Annotated in this window: 24 protein-coding genes, 1 tRNA gene and 1 pseudogene; 14 read left to right on the forward strand and 12 right to left on the reverse strand. The window is 58.9% G+C overall.

Annotated features, from left to right (window positions below):
- Positions 1-2: 2 nt before the first annotated feature.
- Both PPA02S_RS13410 and PPA02S_RS13415 read right to left on the reverse strand, forming a co-directional pair.
- Positions 3-395 carry a VOC family protein gene (locus PPA02S_RS13410; RefSeq protein WP_028633424.1) on the reverse strand — a complete coding sequence of 131 codons (393 nt, stop codon included), beginning with the start codon at positions 393-395 and terminating at the stop codon, positions 3-5.
- Positions 392-1,336, reverse strand: coding sequence for a ketopantoate reductase family protein (locus PPA02S_RS13415; RefSeq protein ID WP_028633425.1), 945 nt, complete (start codon positions 1,334-1,336; stop codon positions 392-394). The genes PPA02S_RS13410 and PPA02S_RS13415 overlap by 4 nt, the downstream gene beginning before the upstream one ends.
- A 93-nt stretch (positions 1,337-1,429) precedes the next feature.
- Here PPA02S_RS13415 and PPA02S_RS13420 point away from each other — a divergent pair, with 93 nt between their 5' ends.
- Positions 1,430-2,335, forward strand: a complete 906-nt coding sequence (locus tag PPA02S_RS13420) for a LysR family transcriptional regulator (protein WP_028633426.1) — start codon at positions 1,430-1,432, stop codon at positions 2,333-2,335.
- A gap of 37 nt (positions 2,336-2,372) precedes the next feature.
- Here PPA02S_RS13420 and bla read toward each other — a convergent pair whose 3' ends face one another.
- The 3 genes from bla to PPA02S_RS13435 form a co-directional block, all read right to left on the reverse strand.
- Complete coding sequence (gene bla, locus PPA02S_RS13425; protein ID WP_080667840.1) at positions 2,373-3,209, reverse strand: class A beta-lactamase; 837 nt, start codon at positions 3,207-3,209, stop codon at positions 2,373-2,375.
- Between the two features lie 1,574 nt (positions 3,210-4,783).
- Positions 4,784-6,250, reverse strand: coding sequence for a surface lipoprotein assembly modifier (locus tag PPA02S_RS13430; protein ID WP_028633427.1), 1,467 nt, complete (start codon positions 6,248-6,250; stop codon positions 4,784-4,786).
- A gap of 90 nt (positions 6,251-6,340) precedes the next feature.
- Entirely contained in the window at positions 6,341-7,093 is a 753-nt protein-coding gene (locus PPA02S_RS13435; protein ID WP_028633428.1) for a Slam-dependent surface lipoprotein, read from the reverse strand.
- A gap of 307 nt (positions 7,094-7,400) precedes the next feature.
- On the opposite strand from PPA02S_RS13435, the pseudogene PPA02S_RS22710 reads away from it, so the two are divergent.
- Positions 7,401-8,520, forward strand: a pseudogene (locus tag PPA02S_RS22710) (IS3 family transposase).
- A 20-nt stretch (positions 8,521-8,540) separates the two neighbouring features.
- Here PPA02S_RS22710 and PPA02S_RS13450 read toward each other — a convergent pair.
- On the reverse strand, positions 8,541-8,846 hold the full coding sequence (locus PPA02S_RS13450) for an NIPSNAP family protein (protein WP_028633556.1): 306 nt from the start codon (positions 8,844-8,846) through the stop codon (positions 8,541-8,543).
- Positions 8,847-9,325: 479 nt separating this feature from the next.
- On the opposite strand from PPA02S_RS13450, the gene PPA02S_RS13455 reads away from it, so the two are divergent.
- The 3 genes from PPA02S_RS13455 to PPA02S_RS22720 all read left to right on the forward strand — a co-directional run bounded on the left by PPA02S_RS13455 (position 9,326) and on the right by PPA02S_RS22720 (position 11,540).
- On the forward strand, positions 9,326-9,799 hold the full coding sequence (locus PPA02S_RS13455; protein WP_028633557.1) for an OsmC family protein: 474 nt from the start codon (positions 9,326-9,328) through the stop codon (positions 9,797-9,799).
- Between the two features lie 111 nt (positions 9,800-9,910).
- Positions 9,911-10,270, forward strand: a complete 360-nt coding sequence (locus tag PPA02S_RS13460; RefSeq protein WP_028633558.1) for a nuclear transport factor 2 family protein — start codon at positions 9,911-9,913, stop codon at positions 10,268-10,270.
- 193 nt (positions 10,271-10,463) lie between these two features.
- The gene (locus PPA02S_RS22720; protein WP_080667845.1) at positions 10,464-11,540 is read left to right on the forward strand and encodes a sensor domain-containing diguanylate cyclase; all 1,077 of its coding nucleotides are present in this window, start codon (positions 10,464-10,466) and stop codon (positions 11,538-11,540) included.
- A 144-nt stretch (positions 11,541-11,684) separates the two neighbouring features.
- Here PPA02S_RS22720 and PPA02S_RS13465 read toward each other — a convergent pair.
- Positions 11,685-11,758, reverse strand: a tRNA-Cys gene (locus tag PPA02S_RS13465).
- A gap of 154 nt (positions 11,759-11,912) precedes the next feature.
- Positions 11,913-12,932, reverse strand: a complete 1,020-nt coding sequence (gene sohB, locus PPA02S_RS13470; RefSeq protein ID WP_028633559.1) for a protease SohB — start codon at positions 12,930-12,932, stop codon at positions 11,913-11,915.
- Positions 12,933-13,129: 197 nt separating this feature from the next.
- Between sohB and PPA02S_RS13475 the strand changes: the two genes are divergently transcribed.
- The 4 genes from PPA02S_RS13475 to PPA02S_RS13490 all read left to right on the forward strand — a co-directional run bounded on the left by PPA02S_RS13475 (position 13,130) and on the right by PPA02S_RS13490 (position 16,284).
- On the forward strand, positions 13,130-13,840 hold the full coding sequence (locus tag PPA02S_RS13475) for a histidine phosphatase family protein (RefSeq protein WP_028633560.1): 711 nt from the start codon (positions 13,130-13,132) through the stop codon (positions 13,838-13,840).
- 57 nt (positions 13,841-13,897) lie between these two features.
- Entirely contained in the window at positions 13,898-14,215 is a 318-nt protein-coding gene (locus tag PPA02S_RS13480; RefSeq protein ID WP_028633561.1) for an SCP2 sterol-binding domain-containing protein, read from the forward strand.
- Positions 14,216-14,407: 192 nt separating this feature from the next.
- The gene (locus PPA02S_RS13485; RefSeq protein ID WP_028633562.1) at positions 14,408-15,475 is read left to right on the forward strand and encodes a phosphotransferase family protein; all 1,068 of its coding nucleotides are present in this window, start codon (positions 14,408-14,410) and stop codon (positions 15,473-15,475) included.
- Between the two features lie 41 nt (positions 15,476-15,516).
- A complete protein-coding gene (locus tag PPA02S_RS13490; RefSeq protein WP_028633563.1) occupies positions 15,517-16,284 on the forward strand; it encodes an SDR family oxidoreductase in 768 nt (255 codons plus the stop codon).
- Positions 16,285-16,323: 39 nt separating this feature from the next.
- Here the strand turns inward: PPA02S_RS13490 and PPA02S_RS13495 are convergent, their stop codons facing one another.
- Entirely contained in the window at positions 16,324-16,674 is a 351-nt protein-coding gene (locus PPA02S_RS13495) for a hypothetical protein (protein WP_028633564.1), read from the reverse strand.
- A 116-nt stretch (positions 16,675-16,790) separates the two neighbouring features.
- On the opposite strand from PPA02S_RS13495, the gene PPA02S_RS13500 reads away from it, so the two are divergent.
- Positions 16,791-17,081: an RcnB family protein gene (locus tag PPA02S_RS13500; RefSeq protein WP_028633565.1), complete on the forward strand. Its 291-nt coding sequence runs from the start codon at positions 16,791-16,793 to the stop codon at positions 17,079-17,081.
- On the opposite strand, the gene PPA02S_RS13505 is transcribed toward PPA02S_RS13500, so the two are convergent.
- Positions 17,082-18,242 carry a GGDEF domain-containing protein gene (locus PPA02S_RS13505; protein WP_028633566.1) on the reverse strand — a complete coding sequence of 387 codons (1,161 nt, stop codon included), beginning with the start codon at positions 18,240-18,242 and terminating at the stop codon, positions 17,082-17,084.
- A gap of 224 nt (positions 18,243-18,466) precedes the next feature.
- Between PPA02S_RS13505 and PPA02S_RS13510 the strand changes: the two genes are divergently transcribed.
- From PPA02S_RS13510 to PPA02S_RS13520, 3 genes are all read left to right on the forward strand, one after another.
- Positions 18,467-18,853, forward strand: coding sequence for a glycine zipper domain-containing protein (locus PPA02S_RS13510; protein ID WP_028633567.1), 387 nt, complete (start codon positions 18,467-18,469; stop codon positions 18,851-18,853).
- A gap of 135 nt (positions 18,854-18,988) precedes the next feature.
- On the forward strand, positions 18,989-20,818 hold the full coding sequence (locus tag PPA02S_RS13515; RefSeq protein ID WP_028633568.1) for an SLC13 family permease: 1,830 nt from the start codon (positions 18,989-18,991) through the stop codon (positions 20,816-20,818).
- A 128-nt stretch (positions 20,819-20,946) separates the two neighbouring features.
- Positions 20,947-22,371, forward strand: a complete 1,425-nt coding sequence (locus tag PPA02S_RS13520; protein WP_028633569.1) for a GGDEF domain-containing protein — start codon at positions 20,947-20,949, stop codon at positions 22,369-22,371.
- A gap of 199 nt (positions 22,372-22,570) precedes the next feature.
- Here the strand turns inward: PPA02S_RS13520 and PPA02S_RS13525 are convergent, their stop codons facing one another.
- Both PPA02S_RS13525 and PPA02S_RS13530 read right to left on the reverse strand, forming a co-directional pair.
- Positions 22,571-22,765 carry a hypothetical protein gene (locus tag PPA02S_RS13525; protein ID WP_028633570.1) on the reverse strand — a complete coding sequence of 65 codons (195 nt, stop codon included), beginning with the start codon at positions 22,763-22,765 and terminating at the stop codon, positions 22,571-22,573.
- Between the two features lie 396 nt (positions 22,766-23,161).
- Positions 23,162-23,515, reverse strand: coding sequence for an SH3 domain-containing protein (locus PPA02S_RS13530; RefSeq protein ID WP_028633571.1), 354 nt, complete (start codon positions 23,513-23,515; stop codon positions 23,162-23,164).
- Positions 23,516-23,748: 233 nt separating this feature from the next.
- Here PPA02S_RS13530 and PPA02S_RS13535 point away from each other — a divergent pair, with 233 nt between their 5' ends.
- Positions 23,749-23,934: a hypothetical protein gene (locus tag PPA02S_RS13535; protein WP_028633572.1), complete on the forward strand. Its 186-nt coding sequence runs from the start codon at positions 23,749-23,751 to the stop codon at positions 23,932-23,934.
- The last annotated feature ends 96 nt before the right edge of the window (positions 23,935-24,030 follow it).

The following is a 24,030-nucleotide window of genomic DNA, read 5'->3' on the forward strand; positions in this document are numbered from 1 at the left end:
GCCTACACCTCCGCGCGCGGGTCAATGGCCAACGCCTTGGTCACGCAGCTCGCCGGTTGCGCCTGGATGAACTCAACAGCCAGACCGTCCGGCAGGCGCAGCCAGTTGCGCCCTTGAGGCATCTCGCTCACGTCAAAACGCTGGGCGGCTGCCAGGGCTGCTGCGAGGTCTTCGCACATGATGCCCAGGTGGGCCATGCGGCCTTCCGGGCCAGCGAAGCCGGGTTGGTGAATGAACTGCAAACCACCCAGCGTCCAGTACTGGGAGGGCTGCTCAACACTCCCCTGCACTTCGCGCATGGTCATGCCACACACCTCGCTGAAAAAGCGGATATGCCACTGGATGTCGCTCACCCAGAACGCTACGTGTTCGAGGTAGGCCTTTGGCTGGCTCATAGGGTTTCCTTCTGCTTGTCGGCCATGGCGCGTTCGATGCCCTTGATGCAGGCCACCAGTGTGGCGTTGACCGGTGTGGCCACGCCGTGGCGTTCGCCCCAGCGCACGACGGAGCCGTTGATGAAGTCGATTTCAGTCACCGAGCCTTTTTCCAGGCTCTGCAACATCGAGGTGCGAAAACTTGGCGGCAGCCCTTCAGCGGCGAGGGCCCAGACGGCGTCGGCGCTGGTGAGGCCCAGGCAAATCCCGGCACGCTCGGCAACGGCCATGGCTTCGGCCACAGCGGCCTTGGCGGTCCGTTCCAGCAGGGGTTCGCTGTACAACTGCCCATAGCTGAGGGCGGTAATGCCGGTGAGCGCGCCGGTAGCCACGTTGACCAGCAACTTGTCCCACATGGTGCCGAGAATGTTGTCGCTGACGGCGGTCGCCAGCCCCGCACCATTGAAGGCGTCGGCGATGGCCTGCACGCGGTGCGTCACGGCCCCGTCCAGCTCGCCGATGTAGGTCTGCTTGCCGGCCACGCCGGCACGGATGCAGCCCGGCGCCAGCATCACGCCACCGACGTAGGTCTTGCCAGCCAGCACCCGCTCGCGGCCCACGGCGGCTGCCAGGATGTCCTCATGCCCCAGCCCGTTCTGCAGCGACAGCACCACGGTCTGCGGGCCGATGAGTGCGGCAGCCCCGGCAATGGCCTCGGCAGTGTGGAACGACTTCACAAGCACCAGGACCAGGTCGGCTACGCCTGCATCCGCCGCATCGGACGTGGCATTTACCTTTACCCATCGCTCGCCACGTTCGTCCTGTACCCGCAGCCCCTCCCGGTTGATGGCGTCCACATGCGCACGCCCGCGGTTCAACAGCCAGGTTTCATGCCCGGCTTCGCTCAAGGCCGCGCCAATGGCGCAACCCAGGGCACCAGCGCCCAGAATGCATATTTTCAAGTCGCAAACCTCCTTCGGCTTGCGACCACGCTAGGCGGCAGCGCTTATTCGCGCTATACAATGGCCTCAATACAATCATTAAGAATCGCAATAATGAGTGAGTTGCAGCACCTTCCTGAGCCTAAGTTGCTGCAGCTGTTTGACGTGCTGTATCACTGCCGCAGCGTCACACGGGCCGCCGAGCAGCTTGGGCAGAGCCAGCCCACCGTCAGTATCTGGCTGGCACGCCTGCGCGAGCAGCTCAAAGACCCTCTGTTCGTGCGCACACCTGGCGGCATGGCGCCAACGCCGCGCGCCGACCAGCTGATCGGCCCGTGCCGTGAGGTGCTGGAATCCCTGCGGCGCCTGACCACCTGGGAGCCCCAGTTTGCACCGGCTACTGCCCAGCGACGCTTTCGCCTGTGCGTCAGTGACGCCAGCCATATCACCTTGCTGCCCCGGATCCTCAACCACCTGCGCAACCATGCACCGGGCATACGCCTGGATGCCGTGCGCATCGATGGCAATACGGAAAGCGCACTGGAGTCCGGCGAAGCGGACCTGGCGATAGGCTTTGTGCCATGGCTGGGCGGTGGCATGTACCAACAGGTGCTGTTCAATCAGGACTGGGTATGCCTGAGCAATCCGCAACACCTCCGCTTGCAGGGGCCCATGACCACTGCCTGCTACCAGGCCGAAGGGCATGTACAGATCAGTGCCGGCACGGGCCAGAAGCTGCTGGAAGGCAGCCTCACCCGCGCCGGGATCGAACGCAGGATTATGCTGGAGCTACCGGGTTTCCTTGGCCTGGGCATGATTGTAGGGTCTACGGATTTGATCGCGACCCTGCCCCGGCATATCGGGCAAACGCTGGCCGACATGCACGGGCTCCGGGTGCATGATTGCCCCTTTGCGGTAGAGGGGTTCACGGTCAAACAGCACTGGCATGGGCGTTATCACCAGGATGCGGGTAACCGTTGGTTGAGGGAGGTGATCCGGGCGCTGTTTCAGTCGGAGTGACCCCAGGGCAACGGTGCTTCTGCCCTGCCAGAAGGGGTTAGTGCCCCAGTACGCTGGCAACCGCTTTCATCGAGGCAGCGATGGCGTCATTGTTCCACTCAGAGGCTTTAGCCTCGGCTCGCGAGAACACCACAACGATCCAGGGGGCTTTGCCGGGCGGCCAGACTACTGCCACGTCGTTTGCCACACCGTAGTCTCCAGAGCCGGTCTTGTCGCCGACCAACCAGCCCTGCGGTACGCCGGCGCGGATGCGCTTGTCACCGGTGGTATTGCCTTTCAGCCAGCCCTGCAACTGTTGACGGGCATCCTCCCCAAGGGCACTTCCAAGCAGCAACTTCTGCAAGGTCACGCCCATGGCCAGCGGCGTCGTCGTATCACGAGGATCACCGGGTAGCGCGGTGTTCAGTGAAGGCTCGTTACGGTCTGACCTGAACACTGGGTCACCCAACGTTCGGGCGTACGCCGTCAACCCTGCTGGCCCACCGACTAGTTCAAGCAGCAGGTTACCCGCCGTGTTGTCGCTGTACTGCAGCGCTGCAGCGCAGAGTTCGCGAACCGTCATGCCGGCTTGGACGTGCTGTTCGGTAATCGGCGAATAGGTCACCAGTTGGTCTGGGGCGTAAGTGATTCGCCGGTCGAGCAGCGCCTGGTCTTCGGCACTTTTTGCCAGGATGGCGGCCGCCAGGATGACTTTGAAGGTGCTGCAGAATGCAAATCGGTCCTCTGCGCGGTACGCGACAGTCTTGCCTGATGCCGTGTCAATGGCCCAGACGCCCAGGGTTACCTTGAATGAGTGCTCGACAGTGGATAGGTCGCTGTCGATGTCGGTAACGGCCCAGGTGGGCCAGGCCGTCGCGGCAAACGTTGAAATCATGCCCGATTTGATCAACTGCCTGCGGGTTACCGGCTGGATCATTAAGCGCTCCCTGTGTTGAATGCGTGAGGTGGGATTCTACAGTGCATGGATGAGTTCGGGGCAGTGCTGGGGCCAGGGAACGGGCAATGGAGGGTGACTTTTGTAATGTACAGGCGTCGAATACCTGTTCACTTCGCTAAGGTTGGGCTATGAAAAAAGGATGTTTTCTTGTTGGCGTTACGGTATGCCTGCTAATTGGCTGTTCCCACTATTCCGGCAGCGGTCCAGGACAGTCGACCGGCCCCACGGTGCTTGCCTGCGATGCTTTTCCCCCCAACCAGCCGGGCTGTTATCAGCGGGAGCCGCGTAGTGAAGGTGCGCTCAATCGTTTGATAGGTTGGATTCGCGAGAGCCGCTCGAAATAGGGGGTTGAATGTAGGCCCGCATTCCAGTACTGGACGCTCCCTCAACCAAGCGCACACAGTAAGGATCGACTGCGGCTTCTTGCCGAAACCGTTCGTAGTCGGCAAGGCTGGAGAAGCTGAAGAGGCGATACGCAACCTTATCGGCACCTTCTGCTGGAAGTAAATCGCCATCGTCCCAAAGCGAGTGTGATGCCTGAATGGCCTTTGGCTTGGCAGCTTGAGTGCCATACGGATCCCCGGCCAAACTGAGCCCGGCGAAAAACATACCCAACGGGTCAAGCCTGCTGATCTCTACCTCTCAGTCATGCTTGGCCAGTTGGGGCGCCGCAGCACGTACTTTCAAGCGCCCACGCTGCATGACCTGAACGCATCTTTCACGCGCTCGAGTGGTGATTGCCAAGTGCGGTAAAAGTGGTAGCGAATGGTCGAACCGCGTGGCGCCGCAGTAACGTCGACCAGGTGTAGCGGGGCCTGTGCGTCAGGTGCCCAGACAGAGTAGCGGGCTCCAGATGCCTGCAGGATGCCGCCTACGCTTACACCCAGCACCGTAGTGTTCTGCCAGGCATCACGGATGCATTCAGCAACCTGTTGAGGCTGCCTCGATGACTTCAGCTCCAACAGGGGCGGGTTGCTTCGCGTGTCGCCGACACTGCGCACCCCGCCAGTGCTGCCACCACGATTGCCCCGATCAGAATTCGCATACGTCCCCTCCTGTAAAAATGAAACAACACTAAATGGTTTTCAACCTTCGGTTATCAGTGCCGCCCCTCAGTCATGAGGTCGCCAATCGAGACGGCCCGAAACACCCTGCCAAGGGGCAGGCGTTTCCCTCATGGTCGAAACCGCTCGGGGACGGCTCTTTTGGCTGATGGGAAACTGCTACGGCTCAGATCTACAATCAGCCCTGTAAAGCGGAAAGGCGTTTTTTTGCGATCCAGTTGCCAAGCACCACGTAGTATTTCGCTCCCGAGCCACCTCCCCTTGGCCTTATGTCGACAAAATACTCAGACCCAAAAGTGTGGACCCTGTGCCCAGCACATGCCCTGACTGCAGAGTGGCTCTGGGCTAACGCAGTTTGCCCCGGTCCGTTGCCGGTACGCTAATGGACAGGGATAGAAGCGTAGGGCCGCTCGACGGTTTTCAACACCGTTTGACTAAGCCCAGCACCTAGAACACTTTTTCCAACTTGACGCTGACACTGCTACGCTCATGGCTGTACAGCCAGGCTATATTGCTTCGCACATCGTTGTACTTGACGACGAGGCTGGGTACTAGCCCGCTAACAGCCAACCGCGGCGCTCGAGCGATGAAGGTATAGCCACTCTCCTCTTCGTGTCGGCGCGCATTAAGGGGCGCGCTGAAACCGGCATATTGCCGGGTCCGCCAAGAGGCGAACAGTACTGTACTCAAGCCTGAACCAAATTCCTTGGCTACCCCCGCACGCAGCCCCTTTTGGAAATAAGTTTCAACGTCATTTTTCGCGCGCCGGTCCGTGAAATCGAAGCCTCCGAACAGCAACCATTGTTGGGGCATTGCTTGCCAAAGTGTCGCGTACGTCGAGGTGACGCTACCATTGTAAGCGCTTGCATACAGCCCTCGGTAGGCGAGGTCTTTGTATTCAACCTCCAGTTTGAGCAAACGTGTGGCACTCAGGTTGTGCATCCATTCACCGCGCAGGCCCCAGGCAGTTGACATCGGATCACTGCCCATGCGGTTGAACTCGAAAAGTGGTCCTAGGCTGTATTGATTGCGTGCATTTTGGTAGCTGTAGCCTGCATGAGCAGTCAATGTATCCTCGTTATATTTGCCTTGCCCCTTATAGGCTTGGCCATACGCAAGCGCTCGGATGTAGGCGCCGTGATGCCCAGAAAGGGCTGCGCGTTTATTCAGGGTCGCCTCGTAATCTATGCCGTCTCCAGAAACGGCCTTGGGCATCCTTCTTTCTATCACGTATACACCCTCGCTGGATGCAAGGCGGTAGGTGGTTCGGCTCTCCGAGGACCGGTTGAGGTTATTACTCCACGTGGGCCCTACGGCCAACGAGCCTTGCCATTGACCTCGCCGATCGAGTGCCTGGGTGAAACTACTGATGCTCTGGAGCAACCCTCGATTTTGCGTGTCTGCAGGGTCAAGGGACGAGCGGATACGGCTGAAAGCGTCCGCCGACTCCCGATCTTTACGATTTTCAAATAGCACCCTCGCCAGTTCGAGTTGGCCTGGCAAGAAGTCTGGCTGCAGGGCCAGTAAGTGCCGATAATCAACTTCGGCTTGACTCAATTGCCCATCGGCGCGTGCGCGTGCACCATCGGCATAGGCCAGAAGCATGGGGTCATGATCTGGAAGTGCCGCGTAGCGTGCTCGAAAAAAGATCACATCCGCCCACTGCTGCCGCTGTACCGAGAGATACAGCGCCCGCCCCAGATCATCCAGGTTATTGCCAACTTGATAGGTATGGCCATCCACGGACAGGAGAGACAGGGTGCCAGGCGCCTGCTGGAAACCCCGGTCTTCCACTGTGGCACGGTAGTCAATTGTCTGATTGAGCCGCAGGTCTGTATCCTGATCGGATTGAGCATGGCTCGGAAAAAACACAGCAAAGAAGATACCAACGAACGAGCGATAGCAGTGCGGCATTACCTGACTCTATTGGGGGATTACTACGAACTTCACCGATAAGCATAAGCGCCCAGCTGCTGGGGCGCTTCTAATAGGGGGCTCAGTGCGCTACTTTTTGACGCCACCAAACGCAATATCAAAATCACGATTACCAAAGTGCGCAACGCCCGCCAAAGAGGCTGTTTCGCCCGCGCCGAAGAAACTACCCTTCGACCAGCCTTTCGACAGTTGAGCGTTGGTGTTGGGATCAATAGCGGTCGCGCCTCCATCGAACCAAACACCGTTTATGATCGCGTCGATCTCTACTTTCAATTGGGCATTAGCCAAACTGCCAACCACGCCAGAGACTGCTGTGCCGAAGGTTGCCGTTAGCTCGCCTGACATGATATTGGATCCAGCGTAATTACTAATGCCCTGCACTGCATACGTGACCGGCGTTGTAGGGAGCACCCGCCCACTGTTATCACCCGCATAGTAGACGATCCGTTCCGGCGCATTGTTCAATCCGCTCTGCGACCATTCCCCAAAGTAAACGTGCTGATTGGAAACCTGTTTGAAGTTGAACCGCCCCGCTGTCCCGTCTGCAGGCGGCAAGCCAGACCAAGACAATCGAGTTACACCGTTAGCGTCGACGGGCGTAACTGACTTCAAATTTTCGAAAGGAATTATAGCGCCGCCTTCGTGTCCTCTAATGCTGACGGCAGGCACGCCTGCACCCTCCAGTTCATTAGCATACTGAGCCTCTGAGCCACCCACCACGATCTGGCAGCAATAACTCTGTTTCGAGGCGACGTCCGCTTGAACGTGGAACGTCTGGGCCAGGAGCAACACAGCAAGGGGAGTAGATAATTTAGTAACCATGGACCGATCCTTAGTATGTGCAAATGCCATCTGTGCTTAACAAAGCGGCGCCATTCGCAGGGTTTGGCTACGACCTTGATGCTCGCGGGCATCTACTCATTCCATTGAGTAAAAATGACTTGTAACAAACCACGCGAGCTCGCGCAACAGGGAGCGTGCTCATCGGCGGTGAGGCGGTGAGTTGGGAGGGCGGCCCGTCTGATCCTATTAGCCCACTCCAACTGTAGTGGTGCGATGATATTCTGTAGTGGTCTAATGAAACCGGACACCCATTTAGGCGAGAATGCTCGCCACAGAGAGGTGTCTGATGACCAACCAACGTCGTACCTTTACCCCCGAATTCAAGCGTGAAGCTGCCTGCCTGGTGCTCGACCAAGGCTGCAGTCATGCCGAAGCAGCTCGCTCGGCTTGGTCGAGTCGGCCCTGCGCCGATGGGTTAACCAGCTTCAGCAGGAACGCGGCGGCATCACGCTCGCCAGCAAGGCGTTGACGCCAGAGCAGCAAAAAATCCAAGAGCTCGAAGCCCGAATCACGCGCCTTGAACGCGAGAAATCAATACTAAAAAAGGCTACCGCGCTCTTGATGTCGGAAGATCTCGAGCGTACTCGCTGATCCGCCAGTTCAGCGTCCATGAGGCCATTGATTGGTTGTGCGAGGTGTTGGAAATCACTCGCTCAAGTTACTACGCACATCGTCATAGAAGACGAACTCCGGACGTTGAGCGACTGCGATTGCGCAGTCGAGTGAATGAGCTGTTCACGCGAGGACGAAGTGCGCCCGGCAGCCGTAGCATCAAGGCAATGATGCAAGAAGAAGGTGAGCAAATCGGGCGGTTCAAGGTGCGCAGCCTGATGCGTGAACTGGCGCTGGTCAGCAAGCAGCCGGGATCACACGCCTACAAAAAGGCGACGGTAGAGCGGCCAGATATTCCGAATATTTTGAACCGTGCGTTTGATGTCGAAGCGCCAAATCAGGTCTGGTGTGGCGACATCACTTACGTTTGGGCGCAGGGCAAATGGCACTATCTGGCAGTTGTTTTGGATCTCTACGCACGCCGAGTAGTGGGTTGGGCCCTATCAGACAAGCCGGACGCAGACCTCGCGGTCAAAGCGCTGGATGTGGCTTAAGAACAACGCGGCAAACCTCAAGGGCTGCTGTTCCACTCCGACCAGGGGTCGCAATATGGCAGCCGTCAGTTCCGCCAGAGACTGTGGTGCTACCGCATGCGCCAGAGCATGAGCCGCCGAGGCAACTGCTGGGATAACGCGCCGATGGAGCGAGTATTTCGTAGCTTGAAATCAGAGTGGATACCGACCACGGGGTACCTGACTGCGCAGCAAGCTCAACGAGACATCAGCCAGTACCTGATGAACCATTACAACTGGATACGGCCCCACCAGTTCAACGATGGGCTGGCTCCGGCATAGGGGCAGCATCTAAGCAGGCATCACCCAAGTAAAGGGCGAAGGAAGCTTCTTTCGTAGCTCACGATGAACTTCAATTCGGACGCGTCCTCAACCAAGCGCACACATTCAGGATCGACTGCGGTTTCTTGCCGATACCTTTCGTAATCGGCAAAACTGGAGAAGCTGAAGAGACAGTAGGCAACGTTATTGGCGCCTTCTGCCGGAAGGAAGTAGCCGTGGTGCTGTCCACCCATTTTGGTGACCACGGGTATCCAAGCGCGCGCATAGCGTTCGAAAGCATCGAGTTGGTAGGGGTCGATTATGTAACGGACATGGCAGGTGATCATCAAATCGCTCCTGGATTAGGGATCTTTATTTTAAGGGTGTGACCACCCACAAAAGAAATCGCCAGCGGGCCTGTGAATGCCCGTACGTAGGTGCAATCGTTACCCAAAGCGCGACCTGTGACCATCCCCTTGGAAAAATTCTTTTCCTACCCGGCGCCTCTGCAACATTGAATTCTGGAGATCTGTCGCCGAAGCCCTCGCTACGCCAACTGCGGTGCAATACTGGGCTGGCCTCTAGCCCTGATCGCGCAATCGATGGTCGTGGCGGTGCCGAACCAATCAGCCCTGTCTCGGTTGGCCAGCGGCTGGCGGAGCTGATACCCAACGCCAGGCTGCAGGTATTCCACGAGGCGGGTCATGATCTCGGCCATACTCACGCAGAGGCAGTCGCGCAGTTGATCGACCAGTACCTTGGTAGTTGACCGCGCATGCCTGAGCAGCGGATTACTTTACGGGCATTTTTTAACACAGGATTGATCATGAAAGAACACAATTACGCTGTTACGCTGAATTGGACAGGTAACACAGGTAAGGGTACTGCCAGCTATACAGCCTACCAGCGAGACTACACTGTCGAATCACCAGGGAAAGTACCCATCCTTGGTTCAGCCGACCCTGCTTTTCGCGGCAACTCCGAACGCTGGAAACCGGAAGATATGTTGCTGGCCTCGATCTCGGCCTGCCACAAGCTCTGGTACCTACATTTATGCGCCATCAACAACGTGTGCGTACTGGAATACGTCGACTATCCCGTAGGCCGGATGATTGAAGGCGATGGCCAGCGCAAGGGCCACTTCAAGGACGCCGTGCTAAGGCCTCACGTCATTATCAATAGCCAATCCGACAGGGATCTTGCAATGCGCTTGCATGACGATGCTCACCACGAATGCTTCATTGCGAACTCTGTCAACTTCCCCATCACCTGTGAGGCGGTTATTGACCATCGAAGCTAAACCTTCCGACGCGCGGGCATGGTTATCGGGAGGGGTATCAAACAACGCGTTAGGTCGAAAGTGTATTGTGCCCTGTGAAGCCTATGCGATCACACTGAGTCGGTGAGGGAAATGGATATCCGTCTACAGATTTTAGCGCTTGAAGCGTTGTTGCTGGAACCAGAAACGCGAAAAAATGACCGGTTGCTCAAACGGCTGCTGGCCGAAGACTTCGTTGAATTTGGAGCGTCTGGCAAAGGCTGGACGAAAGCGGAGGTGATTGCTGAACTCAAATCCGAGACGTTCATCAAACGAACGATTGAGGATTTCAAGCTGCGTAGACTTGCGGATAGCGTCGCGCTGGCTACCTACCTGTGCCGCCATCACCCGGCTAACGGCGAAGAGTCATTATCACTGCGTAGCTCCGTTTGGGAAACGTACGGAGAGGGTTGGCAAATGGTGTTTCATCAAGGCACCAGGGTCTTCGATTAGTTGCCAGCGCCCATGCCGATGTGTACGAGGTATCTATTCATCGAAAGCCAAGGGTGTACTCTCATGATCGCTGATAGCCTTTTAGAAAATGAAAGGCAATGATCATTTGATGCATTCAAGCCACCGATCGACGCGCCGTTTTTTCAGTTGCCGTGTATGACATCTCGTACCGTCTACCGCCCGTAGAGATAGAATGCTTAGACCTCAAAAATGGTTCAGCAAGGGACAGCGTCAGCTGAAACCTTTTAGCGACGGATTTATCGGCATCCTCTTATACGCATTGCCCACTACTCGACCTGTTAGCATGAAGCTTACTGAAATGTTACTAGATAAAGATACGCTATTCCAAATTTACGACTCCTTGCCTGTCGCCTCATGCTTAATCAGTCGATCTCTAGCATTCGTGACCGCCAACAGGCAATATGCCAACCTTATGAGAACGCCACTTGAAAGTATAGTTGGACGCAGCATGATTGGTCTAAATCCACCAGAACATATTGCCAACGTTCGTCGAGACTTTGAGGAGCTAGACCAAGGAAAAACGATTAAAGACCATGAAATACAACTATGGGACGGGACGTATTTAGTTGCTGTCTGTCCAATTTATGACAACCGCACTGCATCAGTCGCGGCCATTTCAGTAACATTAACCAATATCACTCGACACAAAAACATCGAGACGCGTCTTACAGGTTTAGTAGGCAAACTGATTACAGAGAACAAAGGTATCCGCCGCCTATCGGAAACCGATGCACTCACGATGCTTGGTAACCGCAGAGCTTTTGACTCATACCTCGAAAAGTCAATCAGAAACAGCCAGAGACGTGGCTCGCCAATCTCGCTATTAATGATGGACGTTGATAATTTCAAGCCCTATAACGATCTCTATGGGCACCTAGCAGGGGATCAGTGTCTAAAACGGATCGCAGCATCATTTGGCAGTTCCCTACGACGTCCTTATGACGTGGCGGCGAGATACGGAGGTGAGGAATTTGCAGCGATACTGCCGAACACGCCAGACACCAGCGCCGCTACCATTGCACACTCCATACAAAACACGATCGCGACTCTGAATATGCCACACCCAGGAAGCCTATATGGATTTGTAACCCTGAGCATTGGAATATCAACGTACCATCCAAGCCCCAAGTTCAAACGCGAGATTCGCGATATCGCTGGAAAATTACTTGAAGCCGCGGACACCGCCCTGTATCAAGCTAAAGAGAGCGGCAGAAATAGAGTTGTCACTCAAGCGCTCGAGCTGCATTAACAGCGACACGCTTACTTTTCCCATTCAACCCAATGGCGCGAGAGGTGATAGGCCCAACCCCATAGAAGACTGATGCGGAAAGCTTGGACTTCCCCGCCAACAAAGAAAAACCCCGCAGACGCTAATCTGCGGGGCTTTCGAATATGGAGGCCGAGGTCGGAATCGAACCGGCGTAGACGGATTTGCAATCCGGAGCATAACCACTTTGCTACTCGGCCTCAAAGTTCGGAGTTAGCCGCTTACGCTTCGCTATCTCCTTGAAACGCTGACCCTTTTTCAAAGTTCGCTGCGTTTCGATGGGCGCCATTATGTCTGCATTCGTTTCACCTTGCAACCCCCTGATCGAAAAAAAATTTCAACAGGTTCAAGGTGTTAGCGCAGGCGGTTGAGTTTGCTCCACAACCCTACCACCGCGTTCTCGACCGTGCCGCTGGCAGCCATGCCGATGCGCTCCTGCAGACTCTTGCGCTCTGCGTAGTGCAGGTGGAACACGTTGGCGGTGCGGGCGCGGTCGCTGATGTACTCGTCGCTGGTTTGCAGGGCATCCACCAGTTGGCGGTTGAGCGCCGAGACGCCTAGCCAGACTTCGCCAGTGGCTACCTCATCGATGTGCAGTTGCGGACGATAACGGGCGACAAAGTCCTTGAACAACTGATGGGTGACGTCGAGGTCTTCCTGGAATTTTTCCCGGCCCTTTTCGGTATTTTCACCCAACACGGTAAGGGTGCGTTTGTACTCACCGGCGGTCAGCACCTCGACGTCGATGTCGTGCTTCTTCAGCAGGCGGTTCACGTTGGGCAACTGGGCAACCACGCCGATCGAACCGAGCACGGCAAAGGGTGCGCTGATGATCTTCTCGCCGATGCAGGCCATCATGTAACCACCGCTGGCCGCCACCTTGTCGATGCACACCGTGAGCGGTATGCCCGCCTGCCGGATGCGTGCCAACTGCGAGGCTGCCAGGCCATAGCTGTGCACGAGGCCGCCGCCGCTTTCCAGCCGCAGTACCACCTCGTCCCGCGGGGTGGCGAGGGTGAGCAGCGCGGTAATTTCGTTACGCAGGCTTTCGGTGGCAGAGGCTTTGATATCGCCGTCGAAATCCAGCACGTAAACCCGGCCTTTATCGTCAGCCTTGCCCTTCTTGACCTTCTTTTCCGCCTTGCCTTGCTGTTTACGCAAGGCCTTGAGCTCGGCTTTGTCGAACAGGCCTGACTCCAGGCGTTCGCGCAAATCCTTGTAGAAATCGTTCAGCTTTGTAACCTGCAAATGCCCACCCGATTTGCGCCGGCCCTTGCCGCGCAGGCCGGCGACAGCCGAAAGCACCACCAGAATGGCAATGACCAGGGTGGCGGTTTTGGCGAGAAAGCTTGCGTATTCGGCAAGAAACTCCACGTTGACTCCTTTGAATTGCTGCGCCATCTGGCGCGTAACTGTAGCAAGCATACCGGTGCGCCTGGGGTGCCGCCAGCGGTTGCAAATGCCGGCAACACCTTTCAAACAACCTTTTCAAACGCTTGTATGTTTTTCGTTGACAGCCCGATTTTCGCGTCCTAACCTCGGCAGCAATCACCAACAGGCCGGACGCTTACGTGGGCAACCTTTACCTGATCAGACATGGCCAAGCTTCTTTCGGTGCGGATGACTACGATGTCCTTTCGCCCGTCGGCGTCCGTCAGAGCCAGGCACTGGGTGAACACCTAGCTCAATTGGGCCTGCGCCTGGACCGCTGCGTGGCTGGCGACCTGCGCCGCCAGCAGGACACCGCCCGGCTCGCACTTCAAGCGTTGCATCACGGGGGTCCAGCCGTGCCGGCCATTGAGACCGACGCTGCGTTCAACGAGTTCGATGCCGACGGGGTGATTCGCACCCTATTGCCAGGCTTGATGGCAGACGAGCCCAATGCACTAGACGTTTTGCGGGACTGCGCCAACAACCGAAGCGAATTCCAACGGTTGTTCGCCATCATGGTTCAACGCTGGCACCGTGGTGAGCATGCCTTGGATGGCCTGGAAAGCTGGGCTGCATTCATCAGGCGTGTACAGGGCGGCCTGGATCGTGTGCTGGATGGTGCGGGCAGCGGCGACAATATCGCCATTTTCACCTCAGGCGGCACCATCGCTGCCCTGTTGCACCTCATTACAGGCGTTACCCCGGATCAGGCCTTTGCCCTGAACTGGCAGATAATCAACACCTCGCTCACCCAGGTTAAATTCCGCGGGCGCGAGGTGGCACTGGCTTCCTTCAACAGCCAGGCACATGTGCAGCTGTTGAGGACACCGTCGCTTGTCACCTATCGATAAGCCCCGGCTTGCAGTGTCCCCTCGGGGACGTGAAAACCACTCTATAAGGAATGCACCATGACCTCCGTAGCTGATGCCGTTAAAAAGATGCAAGAGAAGTTCAACCCATCCGCTGCCGCCGGCCTGGACCTGGTGTTCGGCTTTAACATCACCGACGAAGACAAGCACTACGCCTTGATCGTCAAGGATGGCACTTGCGCGTTGCAGGAGGGTGAAAACCCGGACGCCAATTGCACCTTGGTAATGGACAGCGAAACCCTCAAAGGTATCGTCAGCGGTGAAACCGACGGCATGCAGGCGTTCATGGGCGGCAAACTGCGCGTTGAGGGCGACATGATGCTGTCGATGAAACTGAGCGAACTGTTCCCGTCCTGATATCAGGGCCGCAACAGCGCAGAAACCGAAGCCAGCCTGGCTTCGGTTTTTTTTCGCCCAAAAAGCGCCACGCATCAACCCCGTTGATTCACCGGCAACACCCCGACCAATGAGCCACTGGCACGCTTGTTCCACTAGCTGATTGCCATTAGATTGCAAAATAGTCCTTGCGAGCGAGAATAAGGAAACCCCATGACGCTCACCGATCAGTCAGCGCAGGTCCGCCCAGGGGAAGAGCTCGATGCCGCCCTCATCGATCAGTACCTCAAGGCACACATCCAGGGCCTCGGCGGCATGCCAAAGGTCAGCCAGTTCCCAGGGGGCGCGTCCAACCTTACCTACCTGATCAGCTACCCGGACCGTGATCTCGTCCTGCGTCGCCCGCCCTTCGGGCAAAAGGCCAAGTCGGCGCATGACATGGGCCGTGAGTTTCGCATCCTCAACCAGCTGAACAGCGGCTTCCCCTACTGCCCCAAGGCCTATGCCCACTGCACCGATACCGGCCTGATAGGCAGCGAGTTCTATGTGATGGAACGGGTCAAGGGCATTATCCTGCGCTCCGACATCCCTGCAGAACTGAACCTGGACGCTGCTCGCACCCAGGCCCTGTGCCACAGTTTCATCGATCGGCTGGTCGAACTCCACCAAGTCGACTTTGACGCCTGCGGCCTTGCCGACCTGGGCAAGCCTGAAGGTTATGTACAGCGGCAGATCGCCGGCTGGACCAGTCGGTACGAAAAAGCCTTGACCCCCGATGCGCCCCGCTGGCAGCGGGTCACGGCCTGGCTGCATGACAAGATGCCCGCCGACCACCCGCAACCGGCCATCGTGCACAACGACTACCGCTTCGACAACGTGATCCTCGACGCCGACAACCCCATGCAGATCATCGGGGTGCTTGACTGGGAGATGGCCACGTTGGGCGACCCGCTGATGGACTTGGGCAACAGCCTGGCCTACTGGATCGAGGCGGGTGACCCAGCCCCGGTGCAACTGATGCGCCGCCAGCCAAGCCATGCACCTGGCATGCTCAGCCGTCGCCAGTTCGTGGAGTATTACGCACAGCGGGCCGGTATCCCGCTGGACAATTTCGATTATTACTATTGCTACGGGCTGTTCCGCCTGGCGGGCATTGTGCAGCAAATCTACTACCGCTATTTCCACGGGCAAACCCAGGACAAGCGCTTTGCCCAGTTCATCCACATGAACCGGCTGCTGGAGCAGATGGCCCTTCAGGTGATCGCAAAATCCAGCCTTTGAGCCGCCCTTCCTACACCAAGGCCCATACCAAGGAACGCACCATGTCGCAGACTCAGCTGTTCGACCTCACGGGCAAGATCGCCTTCGTTTCCGGCGCCAGCCGCGGCATCGGCGAGGCGATTGCGCACCTGCTTGCCCAGCAAGGCGCCCACGTGATTGTTTCCAGCCGCAAACAGGAAGGCTGCCAGCAGGTCGCCGATGCCATCGTGGCAGCGGGCGGCCAGGCCACCGCCATCCCCTGCCACATTGGTGAACTGGATCAGATCAGCCAGGCGTTCGCAGCCATCCGGCAGCAGTTTGGGCGGCTGGACATTCTGGTCAATAACGCAGCCACCAACCCCCAGTTCTGCAACGTCCTGGACACCGACCCTGGGGCGTTCCAGAAAACAGTCGACGTGAACATTCGGGGTTACTTCTTCATGTCGGTTGAGGCGGGCAAGCTGATGCGCGAGCACGGCGCTGGCAGCATCATCAATGTGGCGTCGATCAACGGCGTTTCCCCGGGCCTGTACCAAGGCATTTACTCGGTGACCAAAGCTGCCGTCATCAACATGACCAAGGTATTCGCCAAGGAATGCGCACAATTCGGCATACGCTGCAACGCCTTGCTGCCGGGCTTGACCGACACCAAGTTCGCGTCTGCGCTGGTCAAGAACGAGGCGATACTCAAGGCTGCGCTGCAGCAAATCCCCCTCGAGCGTGTGGCCGACCCCAAGGAAATGGCAGGGGCTGTGCTGTACCTGGCCAGTGACGCATCCAGCTACACCACAGGCACAGCGCTGAACGTCGACGGCGGTTATCTGGCTTGATCGCGTCAGCGCTGCCCGAGCCTGGAACCACGGCGCCCGTCAAAGGCAGGTGGCGGCCGCCGCGCGGTGCTGCAGGGAAACCCCGTCGTTTTTCTGTGCGTAGTAGTCCACCTGCACCCCACCTGCCTGCGGATAAACGTCGACGAACGTCTCGGCCTCACGGGTGTACACGGTAAAACCACCCTGTGGGCGGGGCTCCAGGTAGCCGCTGGCATCCTGACCGAACACGCGCTCCTCCTGCCAGCCGAACTGGATGCACTGGGCAACCCGGTCCGCTGCCTTTTGCGAGGTGAGCTTGGCGGTGGGCTCACCTTTGCGGGCTGCCTCCATGGTCGCCGAAGCACAACCGACCAGCACCAACGCTACGGCCACGGGCAAAATCGCACGCATGTTCAGTCCTCGAAGTCTTGAAAAAGAACGCGACTCTAGCACTGCCAGCATCGCGAGTGAATTGTGGCGCACGTTGCGCTGTCTGACAGGGAACATGACGCAACAAGGAAATCGCCATGAAACTGCACTACCTGCTGCTCGCCGCCCTGCCCTGCTTGCCAATGGCCGCCAACGCGGCCACCTCGACAGACGACAGTGTCCAGAACTCCTCCACCCGTAACCGGGAATTGAAAGAGGGTGACAAGGTTCCCGATCAATTCAAGCGTGAGGATGCCTCGGTCAAGGACTGGAAAGCCAAAGGGCTGCCGGCGCCTGAAAAAGAAAGCCACTGGGTGAAGATGCAAGACCATTACGTACTGGTGCAAACCACCAATGGCGTAATCCTGGCTATTCGCCCCGTCCGTTGATCACCCCTGATCGGCAAGTGCTGCCAGGTGCACGGTGTTGCGCCCGGCAGCCTTGGCCCGGTAGAGCGCCGCATCGGCTTGTGCGAGCAAGCTTGCGGTGCTGTCTTCACGCCCCGGTTTGCCGCACCACAGGCCCACACTGAAGCGCAGCTCGATCCGGTCACCTGCAAACCAGGCAGGGCTTTGCGCAATCGCCTCGCGCAAGCCGTTCACGGCCCCCATGGCTCCGGCATGGTCGGTACCCGGCAGCAGCAGCAAAAACTCTTCACCGCCATACCTGCCAAGGCTGTCCCCTTCACGCAGGCGCTGCTGCAACTGACGCACGCAGTGGCATAGCACCTCATCCCCGGCCAGATGCCCGTACAGGTCATTGATGCGCTTGAAGTGGTCGATGTCGATCATTGCCACCGCCAGGTGGGTGGCATTTGCACGGGCCCGGTCCAGCTCAACCGCAAAGCGTTCCAGAATGGCGCGCCGGTTGAAGGTGCCGGTCAGCACGTCGCGCAAGGCCAGGTGCTGCAAGCGCGACTCGCTGCGCTCCTTGGCCATCAACACCAAGCCGATCGAGTACATCATCACGGTAACGGTGCCGATGGCCACCGAGACGCTTTGTTTCAGGTTGCTGGTGTCATAACGCATGTCCGCCGCCGTGCCCGTGGCCACCGCCACCACGCGCATGCCCAGGCCCACCAGGCTGATGAGTGCCCCGATCTGCAGCAGCAGGTGAGCACGCCCGGGCCGCTCGGCATGGCGCCGCGCCCAGTACAGAATCATCGCGCACTGCACCATCAGCACCAGTGTCGCCAGCAACATCCGCGGCTCCACGGTGTGCAGCAACAGCATCAGGCCTACCAACATGCACACCGGGATAACGAAGATGGTGCGCCACGGCACCACCTGTTCGCGCACCCTGAACAAGCTGGCCGTGTAGAGCGCCAGCGCCAGCGACAGCAGGCTGTTGCCCACCCCGTAACTCAGCCACAACGGTGCCACTGCATAAACGGTGTAGCAAACATAGGCCAGTGCATGCACCAGCAGCCCGCAACCTGTGAGCAGCAGGTTGTCGCGGGGGCTGCTGCGCCCGACCAGCAACAGGCAGAAAGCCAGAATGGTTGCGACCAATGCAACGGCGGCGAACAGCGTAGGGGTATGGGCGATCATCGTGATTCACCAGGTGGCAGGCAGCCGTCTTCATTGCGGCTTGATGTGCAGTTTAGAGCCCTTCAAGGCACTCGGCCATGACTGGTTGAGACAGAAAGGCCGCTTGCCAGCACCGCCCGTCATGCACACTTCCAGATTGGCACACCTCAGGAAACCAAATGCACGTTTTGAAGTCCCAGTGGTTAACGTGGATTCGGCCACCTGACTGATTCGAGGTTTCCATCATGCGCCTGACCCTGCCTTCCCTTGCCCTTGGCCTGCTGCTCTGCCAAGGCGCGTTCGCCGGTGACGGTAGTGCAGCCATTGGCGGTGGCCTGGGGGGCGCCTTGGGCAATGTCGTTGGCCAGCAACTCGGGGGCCGTACCGGTGCCGCGATTGGCGCTGGCGTGGGCGGTGCCGCTGGCAGCGCCGTCGGCGCTCCCAAGCGCAACCGTACCAAAGCCGCTGTAGGCGGTGGCCTGGGCTCAGCAGGCGGCTCCCTTGTCGGCGGCGCGTTGGGTGGCAGCACCGGCTCAACGATCGGTGCAGGCCTGGGCGGCGCGGCTGGCGGCGCTGTGGGTAACAATATGGGCGACAATGGCGGCAAAAAACACCGCCGCCACCGCCACTGACACCCTCCGCCTGGGGCCGGAATGCGGCCCCGGGCAGGCAAAACCTGCAGCACATCAACACGCCCTTCATCACTTGCTGGCACACTGGTAGCTATCAATGCTTAACGTGCCCTGTGTGAAGGAACACCCCTCCCAATGAACCTAGAGCTGTTTTGGGTCCTCGGCCTGCTGGCCATCGTGGTCATCCTGTTTGTCATCAACCGCCCGCGCATGGACGTGGTGGCGCTGTTGGTCATTCTCGCATTGCCGCTTTCCGGCATCCTCACCGTCGAACAGGCCCTTGCAGGCTTCAGCGACCCTAACGTGGTGCTGATCGCAGCGTTGTTCGTGATAGGCGAAGGCCTGGTGCGCACGGGTATCGCGTACCGCATCGGCGAGTGGATGAGCGAACGGGCCGGCAACAGCGAAGCACGGCTGCTGGTGCTGCTGATGGTGGCAGTGGCGGGCCTGGGTTCGGTGATGAGCTCAACCGGGGTGGTGGCCATTTTCATCCCGGTGGTGCTCAGCATCGCGGCGCGCCTGAAACTATCACCCAGCCGCCTGATGATGCCACTGAGCTTCGCCGGCCTCATCAGCGGCATGCTGAGCCTGGTGGCCACGCCGCCCAACGTGGTGGTGCACAGTGAGCTGGTGCGCCACGGCGAGCAGGGCTTCAGCTTTTTCAGCTTCACCCCCTTCGGCCTGGTAATACTGGTGCTGGGCGTGGGCTACATGCTGCTGACCCGCCACTGGCTGAGCGGTGAAGTGCGCAAGGACGGGCGCGTGGAGACCCGCCGCACCCTGCTGGACCTGGTGCTGGACTACAAGCTCAATGGCCGCGAGCGCCGGCTGCGCATTCGCCCGCACTCGCCCTTGATCGGCCACACCTTGGGCGAGTTGAAGTTGCGCACGGACCACGGCGCCAACGTCATCGGTATCGAGCGCCAGCACAAATTCACCACCCGCGTGATCGCGCCCGACTCCGGCACGGTGCTGCACCAGGGCGATGTACTGCTGCTGGACCTGTTCGCCAAACGCGACGACCTGCGCAGCCTGTGCCAGACCATGCACCTGGAGCCCCTGCACTTCAAGGCTGCCTACTTCATAGATCAATCCCAGGAAGTGGGCATGGCCGAGGTATCGCTGCCTCCCGGCTCGCAGCTGATTGGCAAGAGCATCCTCGAACTGGCTTTCCGTTCGCGCTATGACCTCAACGTCGTGGGCCTGCGCCGTGAGCAGGCCGCCATCGAAGCGCAACTGGTAGAGGAGAAGCTGCGCCTGGGCGACACCTTGCTGGTGGTGGGCCCATGGAAGGCAGTGCGCCAGTTGCAGAGTAAACCCAGGGACTTTCTGGTGCTGAGCCTGCCCACTGAAATCGACCTGGTGGCTCCGGCCCGCCGACGCGCGCCACAAGCGCTGCTGAGCCTGGCGGTGATGGTTGGGCTGATGGTCAGCGGTGCTGTGCCCAATGTGCTGGCCGCACTCATCGGCTGCCTGTTGATGGGCGCAGGCCGCTGCATCGACATGAACAGCGCCTACCGATCCATTCACTGGCAAAGCCTGATACTGATCGTGGGCATGCTGCCTTTTGCCCAGGCGCTGCAAAAAACCGGGGGGATCGACCTGGCGGTCAGTGGTCTGGTCAGCCTGCTTGGCGGGGCCGGCCCCAGTGCCATCCTGGCGTGCCTGTTTGCGGTCACCGCCGTGATCGGGCTGTTCATCTCCAACACTGCGACTGCGGTGTTGATGGCCCCGGTGGCGATTACCACCGCCACGCAGCTGGGCATGTCGCCCTACCCGTTTGCCATGACCGTGGCGTTGGCCGCTTCGGCCGCCTTCATGACACCTGTCTCCTCGCCGGTAAACACCTTGGTACTGGGGCCCGGCCAATACCGCTTCGCGGACTTCGTCAAAGTCGGGGTGCCGTTCACGTTACTGGTGATGCTGGTGGCAGTGATCATGGTGCCCTGGTTCTACGGGCTTTGAGGTCACACAGCACAGCCACTAGCAAAAAGCCATGACTTAGGGCAGATTGACATCAACTAGCAGGACGAAACACACTGATCAGCATTGCCCCAGGTGCCTTCAGCCGTTGTCCTGGATTTCGTTTCCGCTTGTCGGTCGAACCAATGGTTTTTCCAGCCCAATCGCGCCTGCTTTCATATGTCGCTCTGCTCTGCCTGACCTTTGCCCTGACCCTTGGCGGCATCCTGGCACGTCCGATCGAATCCCTTTCGCTGTTCTGGCCCGTGAATGCGGTACTGGCCGGAGTACTGCTGCGCTACCCGCACCACGCCACATTGCCCGCCTTGCTGCTGATATGGCTGGGCATGGTCGCTGCGGACCTGCTATGCGGCAGTGAGTGGGCTCCGGCACTGTGGTTCAACCTGTGCAACATGGGGGTGGTAGCCACCCTTTGGCAGTTGCTGTCGCGCTTGCCACGCCTGCACCGCCGCCTGCGTACCCCACACGGGGTGCTGTGCGTATTTGGCGCCTGCGCGGGCGGTGCGATGGTGGCCGCCAGCATGGCCGCAGCCATGGCGGCCCCCTGGTTCGAACAGTCGGTGCGTGCCACCTGGCTGGCCTGGTTCAGTGAACAGTTTTCTACCAGCGTGCTGGTGCTGCCGGTGCTGCTCACCGCCCCAACAGCACAGGCGCTGATCCGCAGCGGCGGGCAGGCCATACGCTTGTCACCCCTGCTGGTGATGCTGGTGTCGCTCGCATTCAGCATCGCATTCGGCGGGCCCGGCGCCATCGCCTTTCCCATCGCGGCATTGCTGTGGTGTGCCTGGACCTACTCGCCGTTCATGGTTTCGTTGCTCACGCTCACAGCCGGCAGTACGCTGATCGTGGCAGTGGCACAAAACCTCATGCACTTCAGCGTGCCGCAGAGTGAATCAGGCGTCACGGCACTGATGTCAGCGCGCCTTGGCATCGCCATGCTAGTGCTGGGCCCGCTGGTGGTTGCCTGCGTCACTCAGGCCAATCGCAGCCTGATGGCGCGCCTGGCGCATCAGGCCACCGTCGACCACCTCACCGGTACTCTGACCCGCAGCGCCTTCACACGGCGCGCGAACGCGCTGCTCGACAGCCGGCAGCAGCACGCCCAGTTGCTGCCCATGACCCTGATGATGCTCGACATCGACCATTTCAAGTCGATCAATGATGCCCATGGCCACGCCGTAGGGGACCTGGTACTGCGCCAGTTTGCCGATACCCTGCGGGACCAGTTGCACAGCGATGAACTGCTGGCGCGCATGGGCGGCGAGGAATTCGTCGTCATCCTGCCAGGCCTTGCCCCCGACCGGGCCCAATTCACCGCCGAGCGGCTTCGCCGGGCCGTGCAGGACCTGAATGTGCAGCAGGCCGACAAGCGTGTGCAGATTACTGTCAGCATTGGTATTGCAGGTTGCGACGCCGGCCTGCCAACCCCAGCGCTGGACGCACTGCTGGCAAGCGCCGACAAGGCGCTATACCGGGCAAAGGCACAGGGCCGCAACCGTGTAGAACAGGCTGAACCGATGCGCCGGGTTATCTGAGTGGGTTGCGGCATGGCCCACTGCTTTACTGCCTGATTGCCCCGCCTAAGCCCCAACGTGCTCGCCCCAAAAAACACCCCCTGCAGTTGCTCAAATTCTGCTCAATCTAACAGAGGCCGCCGTGGGCTTGGCTTTCAGCACGTTATCCACAGACCTACCCACGTTTTTTGTGGACAGATTTCTGAGCGTGGAGAATGACTTATCCCACAGCCAGCAACGCGGCGTTCGCTAGCTTGACCAGCTCGATCCACTCCCGCGTGCTGATCAACCCCGCCCGCTCCAGCACCTGGGCATCGTGCAACGCCTGGTGATAACGCGGCTCGTCGAGCGCACCCTTAACCAAAAAACGGGCACGCCACTCCAGCATCGCTGAAGCGCCCTTTTTGCTTTCTATCAACGACTGGACTCCAAGGCATAAGTACCCGCCCGAATGAACGGCGGCAGGAGACTACACGACGCCTTGGTACTTGAGAATGACAGCTGCCTACCGCTGGTCTGCAGTGTCTGGAGAGGCGGGCCTGCCAGAGGGAAGAAGGCAGGCCGGAGGGCTGAGGACCAACAATCAGCTTGGCGGGATGGTACCCAGCAAACCGATAAGGATGGTCAGGACCAGAAAACCACCGAGGAACAGCGCGAGCTTGCCCATTGGAACCTCTACATGACGATACGGGATGCAGCTATTTTCGCGCTTCAGCTGATACGGTTACAGATGCAGGTTTGTAGAAAAAAAGCAGATCAGATTGGCCATGCAATGACAGGATCATCCCTGCGCAGCCCTCTGCGCCTCGCGTCAGGTAAGCTGCCTGAGCTTCTGAGCGGGTAGCCATCCCAGCTCGCCATTGCCATGGCGGCGGCACCATAGCCAACCATTCAAAGGGCGCAGCATCTGCACCAGTTGCCCAGGTTCAGCGTCCAGTTCATGGGCAGAATAATGGTCAAGCGCCCTGCCCTGACCAACACTCAACCGCTCGATCAGTTGCGCGGGGACCCAGCCAGGTTCCTGACCGGTGCAGCTGCACAGGTACCAGTCCTGCCACCCCGGCTCACCTTCGTAACGCGGGCCTACTTCCAGCAAGGTGCCCTTGGCGAACCGAATAGGGCGCGGGTACTCACTGCGGTGGCTCTCGATCACAACATAGTGCATAGGCCTCTCCTTGGCCGGGAAAACATCGATCGTAGCAGAGGCTGCGCAACCTGCAGCTTGCAGCAAGTTACGGGCGGTGGATTTCCCAATTTGTAGGAATAGTTACCCGGCCATGTCGGACCTTTCGCGATCAAACCCAGTCGCTGTATGAAACATCAGTTTCTCCTACAAATTCGAGCTGATACCGTCCGTCTTTCCTACATCGGCACGGAAGCTACCTACGTGAGAAATTTATGGACACATACAACGCGTCAGCCCTGAAACTGCAGAAAAACTTGCTGAACCTGCGCACTGAGCGCGACCGGCTCATTTCGCAAAACAGGCACAGCGAAGCACAGGCCCTGGAAGCGCCCATCGCACTGCTGGAAGACGCCATCAAACAATTACCGCCCGCCCTCAAACCGGGCACGCTGCAATAGCTGCTCAGCCCGGCGGCGCCTGAAACTTCAGCCCGCCGGGCGTTGCACTTTAGTCGTATTGTTTTTAGTTGCCGGGCGGTCACGCGAGGGGTTTAT

The organism is Pseudomonas parafulva NBRC 16636 = DSM 17004 (genome assembly GCF_000730645.1).
GTDB classification, from domain to species: Bacteria; Pseudomonadota; Gammaproteobacteria; order Pseudomonadales; family Pseudomonadaceae; genus Aquipseudomonas; species Aquipseudomonas parafulva.

Coding starts and splice junctions, on each gene's coding strand:
- PPA02S_RS13485 (WP_028633562.1), top strand. CDS start 14,408: ATGACGCTCACCGATCAGTCAGCGCAGGTCCGCCCAGGGGAAGAGCTC.
- PPA02S_RS13480 (WP_028633561.1), top strand. CDS start 13,898: ATGACCTCCGTAGCTGATGCCGTTAAAAAGATGCAAGAGAAGTTCAAC.
- PPA02S_RS13495 (WP_028633564.1), bottom strand. CDS start 16,674: ATGCGTGCGATTTTGCCCGTGGCCGTAGCGTTGGTGCTGGTCGGTTGT.
- PPA02S_RS13530 (WP_028633571.1), bottom strand. CDS start 23,515: ATGCACTATGTTGTGATCGAGAGCCACCGCAGTGAGTACCCGCGCCCT.
- PPA02S_RS13435 (WP_028633428.1), bottom strand. CDS start 7,093: ATGGTTACTAAATTATCTACTCCCCTTGCTGTGTTGCTCCTGGCCCAG.
- PPA02S_RS13535 (WP_028633572.1), top strand. CDS start 23,749: ATGGACACATACAACGCGTCAGCCCTGAAACTGCAGAAAAACTTGCTG.
- PPA02S_RS13500 (WP_028633565.1), top strand. CDS start 16,791: ATGAAACTGCACTACCTGCTGCTCGCCGCCCTGCCCTGCTTGCCAATG.
- PPA02S_RS13410 (WP_028633424.1), bottom strand. CDS start 395: ATGAGCCAGCCAAAGGCCTACCTCGAACACGTAGCGTTCTGGGTGAGC.
- PPA02S_RS22720 (WP_080667845.1), top strand. CDS start 10,464: ATGCTTAGACCTCAAAAATGGTTCAGCAAGGGACAGCGTCAGCTGAAA.
- PPA02S_RS13515 (WP_028633568.1), top strand. CDS start 18,989: ATGAACCTAGAGCTGTTTTGGGTCCTCGGCCTGCTGGCCATCGTGGTC.
- PPA02S_RS13455 (WP_028633557.1), top strand. CDS start 9,326: ATGAAAGAACACAATTACGCTGTTACGCTGAATTGGACAGGTAACACA.
- PPA02S_RS13490 (WP_028633563.1), top strand. CDS start 15,517: ATGTCGCAGACTCAGCTGTTCGACCTCACGGGCAAGATCGCCTTCGTT.
- PPA02S_RS13460 (WP_028633558.1), top strand. CDS start 9,911: ATGGATATCCGTCTACAGATTTTAGCGCTTGAAGCGTTGTTGCTGGAA.
- PPA02S_RS13510 (WP_028633567.1), top strand. CDS start 18,467: ATGCGCCTGACCCTGCCTTCCCTTGCCCTTGGCCTGCTGCTCTGCCAA.
- bla (WP_080667840.1), bottom strand. CDS start 3,209: ATGATTTCAACGTTTGCCGCGACGGCCTGGCCCACCTGGGCCGTTACC.
- PPA02S_RS13430 (WP_028633427.1), bottom strand. CDS start 6,250: ATGCCGCACTGCTATCGCTCGTTCGTTGGTATCTTCTTTGCTGTGTTT.
- PPA02S_RS13420 (WP_028633426.1), top strand. CDS start 1,430: ATGAGTGAGTTGCAGCACCTTCCTGAGCCTAAGTTGCTGCAGCTGTTT.
- PPA02S_RS13505 (WP_028633566.1), bottom strand. CDS start 18,242: ATGATCGCCCATACCCCTACGCTGTTCGCCGCCGTTGCATTGGTCGCA.
- PPA02S_RS13450 (WP_028633556.1), bottom strand. CDS start 8,846: ATGATCACCTGCCATGTCCGTTACATAATCGACCCCTACCAACTCGAT.